The following is a 13,974-nucleotide window of genomic DNA, read 5'->3' on the forward strand; positions in this document are numbered from 1 at the left end:
CGCGCCCACGACCGCGCATTCGCGTCTGGATGATGCGGCAAGATCAAAAAATCCCGGGCGCGCGTGCACGCCACATACCAGAGCCGTACCTTTTCGCGCTGCTGGCTTTCTGTGTCTTGCCGGACCGTCTCGGCGAGCTCCGGGGCGGCGATGTCGCCGACAAGCCAGTGGAGCGTACCACGATCCGGATGGCGGACGAACCGCTCAGGCGAGCGCAGCTGCACCACGCCGTTGATGGGGATGACGACCGGCCACTCGAGCCCCTTGGCGCTGTGCATGGTGACGATAGAAATGGCATCGCCATCGACTTCGCCCCAGCCCTCGGACGCCTCGCGGTTGTCCCGCCAGTCTGCGTGCAGGTCCGCGGCGAACCGGCGGAGCCCGCGGACCCCGTAGCGGGCCGCACGCTCCAGGATGACGTCGATATTCGCAGTGGCCGCCGCCGCGACGCGGATCGTCGCGCAGGGAAAGCGCGACGCGCACGCCCAGCCGCTCGATCGCCTCACCGAGGAGCTGGGCAGGACTGGTGAACCGCGCGCGACGGCGAAGCGCCACGAGGTCGGCCACCACCGCGCGCGCCTCCAGATCGGCGATGTCGTCGAGCGGGGTGGCCACGCTGAAGACGCTTGGCCGCCCGTCCCGCTCAGGCAGAGCCGCCGTGATGTCGAGCAGGGCCTGGTCGGTGAAGCCAACCAGCGGGCCTCGCATCAAGGCGCCGAAGGCGGCCGTGTCCTTGGCGTCGGCCAGCACCCGCACCAGCGCCACGACATCCTGGGTTTCCTGGCGGCGATAGAGTCCCTTCCCCGCTTGGGAGGCGATGGGAAGTCCGACGCGGCGCAGCGCACGTTCGAACAGCCAGAGGCTGTTGCTGGTCGGCGCGAGCAAAGCGATATCGCGCGCCGCCACCGGCCGAATGCAGCCCTCGGCATCGCGCAGGAGCCGCGCGCCCACTAGCTTCGCGCAGACAGCGGCGACCGCGTCGGCTTCCTCGATCTGCAGGACCTCGCGTTTGGAAGCAGGAGGCGCGCCGATCGTCAGACGAGCAGCGCTCGGCCGCCCAGGATCGTCTCTGCGGGTGGCTTCCAGCTCGACATAACCCGGCTGAGACGCCGCGTTGAGGGCTGCGCGAAAAGTCCCGTTGACATATGTCAGCACGCCCTCGCGCGAGCGGAAATTGGCGCTTATCTGGAGAACGTTGTCGGGCCACGTCCGCACGATCAGCGCCTTGGCGAGCTCGTAATTGGCAATATGAGCACCGCGGAACTGGAAGATCGCCTGCTTCGGATCGCCAACCAAGAAGAGAGCCCCAGCGCGGGGCGCGAGCTCCGTCCAATCCTCAGCAGCCTCGGCCGCCGTGATCCGGAAGATGATATCGCACTGTCCCGGGTCGGTGTCCTGGAACTCATCCACGAGCAGGTAGCGATAACACGCCGCCAAATGCCGCCGGACCGGTTCATGGGCGCGCAGCAGGCGCCGGGTGCGGATGAGAAGATCGTCGAAATCCAGGAGCGCCGCCCGGCGCTTATACGCCTCATAGTCGGCCAGCACCTCGTCTAGCTCTGGGAAGAGCGCGGCGAAAACACCGCTGCCTATGCGGCCCATCAACCGCCGATAGGCGGCGTCGGTCTCCTCATAGGCCGCCACCAGCTGCAGATGCTCAGCTGCAGCCGTTGGCCCTAGCGTCCCAAGATGTCGCGGGCGCTGGAGTTCGAAGGAGTCCTTGGCCATACAGCTCAGCTGCGGCGGATGGGCCAGACGCCACAGACGGGCAAAGTCCGGGATGACGGCGAAGCCGCCCCGGAAGTGATGGTCCAGCGCCTCGAGATTCTGCAGGACGACGGTGTTGCGATCATCGGGCGGTGCAACGGCTACGGCCCGTCTGAACGTGTCCACGGCGCTGCTGAAAACTAGGTCCGGCCGACCGGTCAGGTCAAGCACGGGCGCCGTCGCGTCACGGTGTTTGCGACGGAAATCGGCCATCTGCCGCAAGGTTTTTGTGGACTTGCGCGGATCCCGCTGCGCCAGGATTGCGATCGGATCTTCCGCCTGCCCGCCCTCGCCAAGCCGCCGGCCGAGCCAAGCCTCGAACACTTGCCCGAACGCCAGCTCTTCCCCTTCCCGGTCCAAGACATCCGCGCCGGGGTCGACATCAGCCTCGACGGCGTAGCGGCGCAGGATCTCCTGGCAGAAACCGTGGATAGTCGTGGTCGTCAGGCCGTCCAGATCCCGCTGCGGCCGCTTCCAGCGCCCGACGCTGGTCGTGGTCGAGTCCTTCAGGCAGAACCGCCTGCAGCGGGCGCGGGACTCTCTTTGCCAAGAGGTCGTCGATGGTCTCGCGCACCCGACCCGCGAGTTCGTCGGCCGCGAGCCGCGTGAAGGTGATGGCGGCAATGGACGTCGGCGGCACACCGCTCGCCAGCAGCAGCGCGATCCGCCCGGCCAGCAGCGACGTCTTGCCGGTGCCCGCGGCCGCCTCCACCAACAAAGTCGAGCCGAAGTCAGACAAGGCGCGCATACGGGCGGCGGTATCGCGAGGCTCCGTCATCGCGCCCGCCACACCGCGGCGAAGTCGCCGAATGCACGACGGAAGGCCGCGTCCTTGATCCTGATGAAAGGCTCGCCGATCGCCGGCAGGGCGATACATAGCTCGTTCCAATCCTCCCAAGGATCGGTCGGACCCGGCAAACTGGTCCCCGCTCGAGGCGAGGGCCACGCCCGCGTTGAGATGCTGGACAGCGGCAGCAAGGGCTTGATCCAGATCTTCGCCCCGAAGTGTGTAAGGCTGCGGCGTCTCCTCCGCCAAGAAGACCAGTCGCGCCTGGATCTGGGTCTCCGGCCGATGGTGGGCCACCGCGACAGCGTACAACACACGCTGCAGCTCGGCGCCGCCTCCGAGCCGCAGGTCTTGGGGCGCCTTGGGGACCGCTCCCGTCTTGTAATCGGTGACCCGGGCTCTCCGGTCGCCGGTGTCGAGCTTCGAGGCGATCAATGGCGCCGCGGATCGTGAGCGGCGTACCAGGAACCGGAACGATCGCGCGCGGATCCCAAGGAGCCCGCGGGTCCGCCGCGGCGCCCTCGGGGTCCCCGAACCGCACTTCTGTCCAGCTGCGCGTGCCCGCCTCGAAGCTCGGATCCAGCTTTAGGGCGCGCAACGCCACCGTCCGAGCTTGGTCGAGGGTGTAGCGCCAGAGCAGCGGCGGCGGCGCCGGCCGTTCGAGGGGCCATTCGACAAGAACCGCGTCCCGGGCCGTGCCTAGGGCGGCCTCGACCTCGTCGCCGGACGCCCGGCCGAAGCCGGGTCCTTGCTCGAGCACATTGACAGTCCGCTGAAGCAACCAGTGAACCAGGTCCCCGAAGGCTCGCGGCTCTAGGTCGAACGCCTGGTCGGCGAAGACGGTCTCCCGCCAGCCGAGGGCATAGCGCCAGACGAATCCCTGCGGGTCGCGCAGCAGCCGCCGCAAGGACGTCGCCGATTGCGGCTGCTCCAACGCGCGGATCACCACTGGATGGTCAGCTTGAATGATGCCGTCATGCGCGCCGGCTTGCGCCGACCGGCGGGCTCTCCAGCATCCAGTGGCGCGGGCGATACGCGGGCTCTGTCTCGCCTCCTCGGGCCGAGCGGCCAGCCGGTCCGCAGCGCTGAACGCGTGCTCTGGAATGCGCTGACGGGCCAACCGAACCGGTGTCAGGTTCGAGGGCAACAGCGGACTTGGCGTCTGCAGGCCTCCGCGCGCATTGCGCCGACTATAGGAGAGGGAAAGATTCTCGGCGTGGCGCACGATCGAAGCGAATGACCGCCGATCGGCCTGTGGCCGTGTCGGCGCCCGATCGTCGTCCAGCGAGAGGATGTGGTCAGGCAGGAGCGGATCTGAGGAAACGCCTCGGGGCCAACCTCCTCCAGTGAGGCCAATCAGGCGCACGAAGCGTCGCGGGGCGCCTGCCAGATGCGCGGCCGGGCCCCAGACGACGCTGTTTCCCGGGTCCGCGTCGCTGGGAATCCGCAACGCCGTGAGCGAGAAGGCAAGCGCTTCGGCCGGGCCGGCGCGCAAGGCGGCGCTCCAAACCCGCGCCGCGGAGGCCGGCAATAGTTTTTGTCCGGCCTCTTCAGCCGCCGCCCATCCTCGGCTTGCCAGCTCCAGGGCCGGGAGGAGCGAGAGCACCGGCCGCGCGCCGTCGGTCCGCTGGGCCGCAGCCAGCTCAAGCGCCCGGCGCCACTGGGTCAGGTCGTTAAGATGGACTTGGGCCCGGACCCCCGCCAGCGGATGCTCGGGAAGCACCGCCAAGGCGGTGCAGCGCCCCGCGCTATGAGCCAGCCAGCGCCGCACCCGCTCCTGCGAGAGCCCTTGTCCCAGGAGTTCGGCCAGCGCCGCGCACGCCTGACCATCGACCGTCGATAAAATCGGTGTTCCGTGGGAGAAATGAACGGGCAGGTCGGCGCTCGCCACCAGCGTCTGCATAGACTCGTCCCAGGGGCCCGGCGCCGCCGTGGCGATGGCGATCTCCTCGGGCCTAGCCCTTCCCGTCGCGATTAGCTCGCGCGCCCAACGCAAGGCCTCGACCACTTCGGCATGCGGATCGGCACATATCCATGCGGTCGCGATAGCCGGCGCAGGGCGCGGTTCGTCAAAGGATAGCCCTGTCACGCTCGTCGCTTCACCGAGAGCCGCAACCAGGCCACGCCAGACCGGAGCGATCCAGACGATGTGCTGGAAGGCCACGGGTCCAAGCAGATTCGTGGCGAGGCCGACACGCGTGGTAGCGGCGGCCGCCAGGTCAGGCGGCGTCAGGACGCCGGGACCGAGCCGGTCTCTCACCCTCCGCTCGATGAGAACGAGGTCCGAAACCCGCGGCGCGGGCCCGGCTGAGCCCAGATCAACCCCTGCCGACCACAGCCGTTCGAAGGTTCGCGCCAAGGCCCGCACCGTACCCGGGAGACTCTGAAGCGGCGTCAGCTCCGCGAACCCGCCTTGGGCGAGCGATTCGGCGAGCGCGGGCTCCAGCTCCTCTCGTTGCGCGGGGCGCATAAATCCTCCCGCTAGACGCGCCGCTAGCTGGGGAAGGCTCATAATCTGATGTCCGACCGCGCCCGCGCGCGCCGCTTCGAGCCGAGCCATGCGCAGGGCTAGCGGACCGTCGACAACAACGGTCCGGAACAGGTCCGATTGCGCCTGTGCCCTCAGGTCGATGGCTCCCATCGTTCCTCTCCCGTCACAACAGCGCGGCGCCCTTGCCGAGAAGATCGTCGAGCTCGTCCTCTCGCGATGAAATTGGGGCGCCGCGGGTTGCGAGAATTTCGAAGGCCTGATGCATCAGCGCCGGGACCAAGTGATCAAGTTCGGCCGCGACCTCAAGCTGACCCGCCTGAACGGCGTCGGCCGTTTGTTGAAGCTTGTCGAACCAGAGCTGCGCGTCCAGGGAAGGCGCCGGCACGGCGATCGACTCCAAAGCTTTGATGCCGAGCGTGCGGTTGCGCCCCGCCCCCCCGGAGAGGCAGCGCCAAGACGCTCCGTCCCCTCCGGCGTGAGAAAGTAATAGAGCAGGAATTTGGACGTTGCGCGCCGAGGGTCTGGAACGCAGGTCAGGAACCTATGGGATCCTACGCGGCCATGATCGGCAGCGCTCGCCAGCGCGACCGCTCCCTCCCAGGCAAAGACGATATTGAAGAGGAGATCGCCCTCGTGAATCGCGAAAAGGCGTTTGTTTCCGACCTCAATGCCCGAGAGGGACGGCTTTCGGAATGCCCCTTTGCCGAACGACCGCACGCCCAGTTCCGGATAACTTCCGTCTGGATCTACTGCGATCGGTCGCCGCACGAGCGGCGCAATGTCTCTCATCGCGATGCGCGGAACGCCTGCAATCACCTTCCGAAACGCCGCCTCCAATGTTGCTGCGAGTTCCGCGCGCGCGGAATCGGCGGCCCGACGCATCGACTTAAGTTGCAACGCCGCGCCGTCGAGCTTCGCGATGATCCGACGTTGCTGTGCGATCGGAGGAAGCGGAATGGCATGATCGAGAAGACGTGCGGGATGCAGCCGCTCTCGGCGCGCGCCGATTCCCTTCACGTCGGAGGCTAGTTGCTGCCAGACGCGGTCCTGCTTGAAGTACCAGCCGAGGAAGCCGGGCTCGAGTTGTTCACAATCCAGATCGAAGGTTGGGAATTCGTTCGAGACGAAATACCCGTCGACCTCTGGCGAGACGATCGCATAAGCGCCTTCAAACGACTTCAGGCGGCTATAGATGAACTGGCCCGCCCGGATGCGGAACAGCTGCGTGGCGGCCATCTCCCGTCCAGCAACCGGCGCGCGCTGAATCATCCCGCGACCAAAGCCATAGATGCCCGCGATCGGATACGCGCCATCAGGATCCACATCCTGCGGATCCGGCGCGTAGGTGAGGAGCTCACCCAACGGGACAAGCGGAACGCTCGCCATGACCTAGGCGCGCTCCGCCACAAGCGCCTTGATCTCATTCAAGACGGCCAGCACCTGCTGCTCTTTGGAGATGGCGCTATCGACGATCTCCGCCGGTAAGCGGTGATCGATGACCGCCTTCGCATGCGGATTTCTCAGATCCAAATCAACCGCAACCGCGCGCCCTTGTTCATCGCGCCTGATCAAATCGGGGCCGAACACCTTCCAGGCCCGCGGTCCTTCCTTTCGGTCAGACCACCAGGCCCGGCAGTCGGCGAATTCCTCGTATTGCAGTGGCAGCGTCTTGGAATATTTCCGCCGCCCTTCCGGAAGCGGTTGTTCCCAATACCAGATGTCGCGCGTCGGGCCGGACGTATCGAAGAAGATGATGTTGGTCGGGATGTCCGTGTATGGCGCGAAGGTGCCGTCGGGCAACCGGACGACGGTGTGAACATTGAACTGCTCGAGCAGGTCGGCTTTGATCCGCGCCGCAATGCCGTCGCCGAAAAGGATGCCGTGCGGCACGACGACGCCGGCGCGTCCGAGTCCGCCTCGTTTGAGCCGTCGCATGATGAGCTGTAGAAAGAGCAGCGCGGTTTCGGCGGTCCGGCGATCATCCGGAAAATTCGTGAGGATGCCGGCTTCTTCTTCACCGCCGAACGGCGGATTAGTCAGGATGACTTCGACCCGGTCCCGCTCGCCGATCTCGGTCAGCTTGAACCGCAGGGCGTTGCCGAATTCGATGTCAGGCGCTTCGATCCCGTGCAGCAGCAGGTTCATCTGCGCGAGCAGGAACGGAAGCGAGGAATCTTCGCCGCCACGCAATGTCTTGCGCTGAAGAATTTCGCGTTTCTCAACCGTGCCGGCCTGCGGCTTCATATGGTCGAAAGCAGCAGCCAGAAACCCGCCCGTGCCGCAGGCGGGATCGAGCACGACTTCGCCGAGCTTGGGATCGATCGCCTCGACCATGAAACGCACGACGGGACGCGGCGTATAGAACTCTCCGTTCTGACCCGCGGCGTCGCGCATCTCCCGCAACAAAGTCTCATACATCCGACCGAGGGTCTGTATGTCCTCGGTGCTGTCGAAATGGATGCCGTTGATCAGGTTGATGACATCCCGCAGCACATACCCGCTGGTCGCGTAGTTCCGCAGGTCGCGAAACACCGCGGAGACAACGTCACGCCGCTGGCGGCCAGCGCCATTGCCGCGCAGACCTCGAAGGAAAGCGAACAGGCCGGGGCCTTGCGTGCCGTCCGCGCGAACGGATTGCTCGCCGTTGATGAACGAGAGCAAATCCGGCCCAGTTATGCCCGCAGGATCGGCCGCCCAGTCTCGCCACCGGTAAGGGGCATCGATCAGGAGCCGGTACGGTTCGCCGGCGAGCACCGCCTCATCCTCGTGGACGCGCTCCATGTCGTCGATAAATTTCAGGAACATCAGCCAGGTAAGCGTAGGCAGCCGTGTGAGGTCCGTCTTCAGCTCCCGGTCCTTGCGCATTTTGTTGCGCGCCGACTTGATGAGGCTGTCGAGCCGCTGCGCCGTTGTTTTCGGCGTGCTGATCTTCTTCTCACGTGGCATTCACAGGTCTTTCCTAAGCGGCGTACAACAGGCCGGACATTTCGTTGACAGCTTCGCGAAGCTTGTCCGGCCCGCCGAAGCGGCGAGCGATTTCGCTCGGATTGCCGAACCCGGCCAGCGGCGGCACCTTCAAGATACCCGGCAGGACGAACTGCGCGGCGCCGTGCTCGGCGTATTTTTCCAGCAGCGCCTCCAGTACGGTCCGGGCATCGCCGCCATACCGATCGAAGAAATCGGTTCGATCGCGCTTGAGACGTTCGGCGCGTTCACGTCGCGTGCGGAGCGGCGCGTTCCAGGCGAGATGGCAAAGCAGATCGAAAGGATCGTCCTCCGGCCGCCCGGCCTCTTCGGCCAAGCTCTCCAGGTCGATGCCCCGTTCAGCGAGCGCCTCGACGATCGCGTGGCGCTTGTCCGCTCGCACCCAGTCGGCGCGGAAGCTTGCCGCGGTCGGGTAGAGCGTGCGGACCTTCTCACCGGTCCAGTCCGTCAGTTTTTTGCAGGTCAGTCGTCTGCCGTCCGTATCGAGTTCGTAGACCAGATGCGCCACCACTTCGACCGCGCCGCCATCGACGTAGAGTTTACGTGGTTCTCCGGGCTCCTCGTCGGCGGGAAGACCACCCTCGGTTTCCGTCTCGATCTCGTCCGCCGCCTCCGGCGCTGGATTTTCTTCTTCTTGGGTGGTGACGATCTCGCCCTCGGCGTCGATCTCAGTGATCGTCTCTGCGGTCGGCTCGCCGTCGAAGTCCGGATCGGCGAATTTTTCAGTCGCGGTGCCGGTGTAGTCGAGGATGTTGAAGAACAATTTGCCGTAATCTTCGCGCAGCCGTGTCCCTCGACCGATGATCTGCTTGAACTCCGTCATCGAGCCGACCACGCGCGCCAGCACGACATTCTTGCAGGTCGGCGCGTCGACACCCGTGGTGAGCAGCTGCGACGTCGTCAGGATCACCGGAACCTTCGTCTCGACGTCCTGGAAACGGCTGAGTTTGCCCTTGCCGATATCGCCCTCGTCGGCAGTGACGCGGCAGGCATAGTCCGGATAATCCGCAACGAGGTCGGCGTTGAGATTGGCGAGCGCACGACGCATCTCGCTTGCATGCTCCTGGTCCACGCAGAACACGATCGTCTTTGCGAAGCGATCGGTCTGAGCGAGGAAATGCGTGAGGTGGCGCGCGATCGCCTCGGTGCGCGCACGTAGCGCGACGACACGCTCGAAGTCCTTTGTGTGATATTCGTCATCGGGAATTTCGCGTCCGAAGCGGTCGAGCTCGCCCTTGGTTGGTCTCCACCCCGCCGCATCATAGTCCGTGACGACACGATGCACACGATAGGGAGCCAGGAATCCGTCCGCGATGCCTTGCGCCAGAGAATAAGTATAGAGCGGCGCGCCGAAATAGGCGTAAGTGTCCCGGTTATCTTCCCGCAGCGGCGTCGCCGTCATGCCGAGCTGATAGGCCGGCTCGAAATACTCCAGAATTTCGCGCCAGCTGCTATCGTCGCGCGCGCTCCCGCGGTGGCACTCATCGATGATGATGAGGTCGAAGAAGTCCGGCGCATATTCTCGATACAGACCCGGCCGTCGCTCGTCGCTGGCGATCGCCTGGTAGATCGCGAAATAAATGTCGCGGCCATGGCTGACCTCGCCATTTTCGATCTTGAACCGCGCATCGCCGAAGGGCGCAAAGGTTTTGGCCATCGGGTCGTCGACGAGAATGTTGCGGTCGGCGAGGAACAGGATTTTGGGCTTGCGGAAGTCTCCCCGCTTGTTCCATCCGGCAGTCCACAGCCGCCAGGCGATCTGGAATGCCACGGCCGTTTTGCCGGCGCCGGTGCAGAGCGTGAGGAGCGCCCGACGCTGGCCGGTGAGAACCTCCTGAAGCGCCCGGTTGACGGCGATCTCCTGATAGTAGCGCAGTGGCTTGCCGGGATCGGGAAATCCTGGTGCGAGCAGGCGCTCGGCGGCTACGTCATCGGTCAAACCGAGACCGGCCCGTTGCCGATCCCACAGCTCAGCGGGCGTCGGGAAATCGGTCCGCTCGGTTTCCAAGCCGGTGAGGAAGTCGAATTCGAGAATCTCCGCGCCATTAGTGGCGTAGGCGAATTTCAGTCCGAGAATTTCAGCGTAATCCTTGGCTTGCTGCATACCGTCGGCGGCGGATTTGTACGCCGCCTTCGCCTCGACGATCGCGATCGGGTAATCGGCGCGGTAGCGCAGGATGTAGTCGGCGCGCTTTTGCCGGCCGCGCTTCGCCTTGCCACCGATGAAGATCACCCGACCATCGGTGAACGTCCGCTGCTCATTAATAGCGTGGGGCGCGCCTTCCCAACCCACCGTTTGCAGACGCGGAACAACGAATTTTCGACAAGTATCCGCTTCAGTATTCACCGGCTCTCTCCGCGCGTCCGCCCTGCCCGCCTCGCACGCGGCGCCAGCGATTTGTCGCCAGACTTCCAAGCCTTCACGTTCTGTGCTTTCCATCGCAGGGCCGGACTGGCTTCGATCGCGGCGCGCACGTTTTCCGGCACCTCCAGAGCGGACGCGTCGATCTCACCCCGGTCCAGCACGGCATCCAGAAATGCCGTCTCGCAAGCCGTCAACTGAAACAGCGGCGCGAGCTTCTCCCGGCATTCTGCCGTGACGTTCTCGATCCAGGCCGCCGGACCGCCAAAGGCATCGAAATACCGATCGTGCAGGCACATGGTCAGCTTACCGGTGATATCGCCGACCTCGCATCCAATCGCAGCCGGCGAGGCCGAACGCCAATCGACGCTCTTGGCGCTCGCGCCGATCATCAAGGTAGCCGCCTTGATCTTCGACCAGTCGAGCGAGGGCATGGCGATGATCCGGTGCGCATCGAACAGGTCGCGTGCGGTGCGGCGCGTGACCAGCGCGACCATCTTGCCGGCGATGATCTCATGGATATCGAGAACCGGCACATTCGTGGCCTGGTACGAGCCGATCGCCACCGATGGCATGCGATCCACGCCGTAGAGGGGGCCGCGATAGAGATAGTTGATGTCGATCTCGATGGTCCCCGCGCCGCCCAGCGCGGAGGCATAGCGATAAATCCATTTGCCGCCGGCGTGCTCGGACGGCTCACGCCGCGCGGCATAGCCTTTCGATTCCATCAAGCGCTCGATCCGGTCTTCCAATCCCGGCCGGTCGGCGTCCATCTGCTCTTTCTCGAGCGCGCCGACATAATTGACGTCGATATCGACCGAAAGGCGGTCCAGATCGGAGTGGAAGACGTTGAGCGCCGTGCCGCCCTTCAAGGCGATCCGCGGCCCGATCAGCGTGTCGGCGCCGAACGCATCCAGAATATCGATCAGCCGGATCACCCGTTCGAGCGTCGCGGGTTGAAGCTGCCGCTCTGCCGCAAGATCCTGAAGCGTTTCTCGCGACGCGACCATCACACGCCCTCAAAAGCAGCGTCGACAGCCTGCCGCGGCAGAAGCACACGCCACGCCTCGACAAGCACGGCATGACCGGGTTCGGCGCCCAGCGCGTAGTGTTTCGATCGTGGAAGCCGTGTTCGCAGGCGCGCCAACACATCGTCAGTGACGCCGAGCGCGGCGCGCCGCTTCTCGAGCCACCAGCCGGAAACGGAGGCGAGCGACCGGTTGTCCAGCAGCTCGACATAATCGGCGACCTTCGCCGGATCGAGATAGCGCACCAGATCCAGCGATTTCAGGACTTCCTCGATGCCGCCCGCGAGTTCCGGCCGGTGCAGGACATCGACGACCGTTCGTTCGACGGCGGTCACACGGACCGCCACCCCCTGCCGGTCCATGGTCAGGGTCAGGTAGTCGGCTTGGCCGGACGCCGCCAAAGCCTTCGGTGGCGTGACGAAGCGGCAGGCGCCAAATGGCAGGTCCACGCGTTCGGTCCGTCCGGCGCTGATGAGCTGAACCTCGTTGAACTCGGAATAGGCTATGCCATGCAGCTCAAGCGCGGAGTGAAACCCCAAGACGCCATCGGGACGAAGCTTGCTCGCCGCGGCGAAGCGGTCGATCACCATCCGCTCCGCCGGCAGATGGGCGGGCACCGCGGCAAACACCTCGCGACTGACGCGCTTGATATTGCCAGCCCGCAGATGATGCCGGAGCAGGCTCGTAACATTGGCCGCGCCCGCAGGATGGCCAAAAGCCGCCGCGAACTCCGCCCGGGTGAAGACCGGATGAGCCGACAGGAAGCTGGCCGTTTTGTGCTGGCGAGGTTGCATATTGAGTCTGTGATTCTGCGTCAAGGTGGGCAGTAAATAGCCATTCTGACGCATATTTGTCAACAGCCCTTTCTCATTGACGAAGTCGGCACCGTCCTGTTAGTCGCGAAAAATGCGCCACATAGGGTACAAAATACCCCTTCCAACGCATTTTCCAGAACAAGGCGCCCCTAGGCGTCATCGAACGCCATGGCCTCGAATACGCCCCCAATATGGAAGTCTGAGGGGAAGGCCTTCCCTACGGCCGAGCCCGGGTCTCGGCCGACCCCTTCTGCGGGGACACCCCGCAACGCCCCGAGAGTGAGAGTGCGGACGGGTTTTCCGTGACGGGTAGAAGGCTGGGAGAAAGGCTCCCGGCGCCTGTCGCGGAGACCCGCGATGTCCAGACAGACCGCTCGCGCCCGTTCCGGCTCCCACCGGACGAGCCTCTACGACGAAATCACCACCAAGATCATCGCCGAGCTGGAGGCCGGCCGCGTGCCCTGGGTCCAGCCTTGGGGGACGGCGGCGGCGAAGGCGCCGCTCGCCATGCCGAAGAACGCGGCCACAGGCCGCTTCTATTCCGGCATCAACGTGCTGATCCTGTGGGGCTCCGTGATTGAGCACGGCTTCCCCGTCCAGGGCTGGCTGACGTTTCGCCAGGCACTGAGTCTTGGCGGCAATGTCCGCAAGGGCGAACACGGCACCACAGTCGTCTATGCCGACCGCTTCATTCCGGACGACGAGAAGAAGCGGGCGCAGGAGACCGGCGAAGAAGCGCAGGCGATCCCGTTCCTGAAACGCTTCACTGTCTTCAACCTGGCGCAATGTGAAGGTCTGCCCGAGGACCTTGTCGTCGCCGCCCCCGCCCCTGAGCCTGACCTGATCGAGCCCAAGGTCGACGCGCTGATCAAGGTGACGGGCATCGACTTCCGCATCGGCGGCAATCGCGCCTTCTATGTGCCGGCGCACGACTATGTGCAGGTGCCGCCGCCGCAGGCGTATTTCGAGACGATCAACTGGCATCGCACGGCCCTGCATGAGCTCGGCCATGCAACCGGCCATGCGTCCCGCCTCGGCCGCGACTTGTCGGGCTCCTTCGGCTCGAAGAAGTACGCCTTCGAAGAATTGGTCGCCGAGATGAACGCGGCCTTCTGCTGCGCCTCGCTCGGCATCAATCCGACCGTACGCCACGCCGACTACATCGGCTCGTGGCTGGAGGTGCTGCGCGAGGACAATCGCGCCATCGTTCGCGCCGCGTCTCAGGCGAGCAAAGCGGCTGACTGGCTGCTTGCGTACCTACCCGAAACCGAGACGGCCAGCGAACAGGCGACCGACAGGAGGGCGGCATGATCCTCCTGACCGACGACCTGCGCGAGCGTCTGCTCGCCAATGGGCTTGAACGTGGCGCCGACTATGTGCCCGTCGTCAAGTTCTTCAACCCGCTGGGCGAAGGCGTCTGGCTCGCGACCGAGCTGGACGCGGACGGCGATACGCTCTTCGGCCTCGCCGATCTCGGCCATCCCGAGCTGGGCAGCTTCTCGCTCGAGGAACTGATCTCGATCGTCCTGCCGTTCGGCATGGGAATTGAGCGCGACACTCTCTTCACCGGCGATTTCCCGATCTCGGTCTGGGCGGAAGCCGCCCGCCAGGCGGGAAGCATCCGGGCGGCCGAGCGCATCCTCTACCAAGCCATTCGGGCTCGCGGCGATGGCGCGTAACGCCCATCGTGAAATCCGCGGAGCGGGAGATGAGCGTTTGCGCATCTCCGGTTTTGCGCC

The 13,974-nt window shown here is 65.1% G+C and carries 9 protein-coding genes and 2 pseudogenes; 2 read left to right on the forward strand and 9 right to left on the reverse strand.

Going from position 1 to position 13,974, the window contains the following annotated elements; translation table 11 throughout:
* Positions 1-98: 98 nt before the first annotated feature.
* From ACETMP_RS09905 to ACETMP_RS09945, 9 genes and pseudogenes are all read right to left on the reverse strand, one after another.
* A pseudogene (locus tag ACETMP_RS09905) lies at positions 99-278 on the reverse strand (hypothetical protein); the annotation flags it as partial.
* Complete coding sequence (locus ACETMP_RS09910; protein WP_375161876.1) at positions 205-2,223, reverse strand: UvrD-helicase domain-containing protein; 2,019 nt, start codon at positions 2,221-2,223, stop codon at positions 205-207. The gene ACETMP_RS09910 and the pseudogene ACETMP_RS09905, both read right to left, overlap by 74 nt.
* The gene (locus ACETMP_RS09915) at positions 2,150-2,989 is read right to left on the reverse strand and encodes a UvrD-helicase domain-containing protein (protein WP_375160789.1); all 840 of its coding nucleotides are present in this window, start codon (positions 2,987-2,989) and stop codon (positions 2,150-2,152) included. The genes ACETMP_RS09910 and ACETMP_RS09915 overlap by 74 nt, the downstream gene beginning before the upstream one ends.
* Positions 2,990-3,026: 37 nt before the next feature.
* Positions 3,027-5,195, reverse strand: a pseudogene (locus tag ACETMP_RS09920) (PD-(D/E)XK nuclease family protein); the annotation flags it as partial.
* Between the two features lie 114 nt (positions 5,196-5,309).
* Positions 5,310-6,431, reverse strand: a complete 1,122-nt coding sequence (locus ACETMP_RS09925) for a hypothetical protein (RefSeq protein ID WP_375160790.1) — start codon at positions 6,429-6,431, stop codon at positions 5,310-5,312.
* 3 nt (positions 6,432-6,434) lie between these two features.
* Positions 6,435-7,991 (reverse strand): N-6 DNA methylase, encoded by a 1,557-nt coding sequence (locus ACETMP_RS09930; RefSeq protein ID WP_375160791.1) that lies wholly within the window; start codon positions 7,989-7,991, stop codon positions 6,435-6,437.
* 13 nt (positions 7,992-8,004) lie between these two features.
* Complete coding sequence (hsdR, locus tag ACETMP_RS09935; protein ID WP_375160792.1) at positions 8,005-10,377, reverse strand: EcoAI/FtnUII family type I restriction enzme subunit R; 2,373 nt, start codon at positions 10,375-10,377, stop codon at positions 8,005-8,007.
* A complete protein-coding gene (locus tag ACETMP_RS09940) occupies positions 10,374-11,402 on the reverse strand; it encodes a nucleotidyl transferase AbiEii/AbiGii toxin family protein (RefSeq protein WP_375160793.1) in 1,029 nt (342 codons plus the stop codon). The genes hsdR and ACETMP_RS09940 overlap by 4 nt, the downstream gene beginning before the upstream one ends.
* A complete protein-coding gene (locus tag ACETMP_RS09945) occupies positions 11,402-12,268 on the reverse strand; it encodes a type IV toxin-antitoxin system AbiEi family antitoxin (protein ID WP_375161877.1) in 867 nt (288 codons plus the stop codon). The genes ACETMP_RS09940 and ACETMP_RS09945 overlap by 1 nt, the downstream gene beginning before the upstream one ends.
* A 324-nt stretch (positions 12,269-12,592) precedes the next feature.
* Between ACETMP_RS09945 and ACETMP_RS09950 the strand changes: the two genes are divergently transcribed.
* Positions 12,593-13,546: an ArdC family protein gene (locus ACETMP_RS09950; RefSeq protein ID WP_375160794.1), complete on the forward strand. Its 954-nt coding sequence runs from the start codon at positions 12,593-12,595 to the stop codon at positions 13,544-13,546.
* Positions 13,543-13,914 (forward strand): DUF2958 domain-containing protein, encoded by a 372-nt coding sequence (locus ACETMP_RS09955; RefSeq protein ID WP_375160795.1) that lies wholly within the window; start codon positions 13,543-13,545, stop codon positions 13,912-13,914. Before ACETMP_RS09950 ends, ACETMP_RS09955 begins: the two co-directional genes overlap by 4 nt.
* The last annotated feature ends 60 nt before the right edge of the window (positions 13,915-13,974 follow it).

Origin of the sequence: Bradyrhizobium dasycarpum (assembly GCF_042019905.1) — a bacterium.
Lineage (GTDB): Bacteria > Pseudomonadota > Alphaproteobacteria > Rhizobiales > Xanthobacteraceae > Bradyrhizobium > Bradyrhizobium japonicum_B.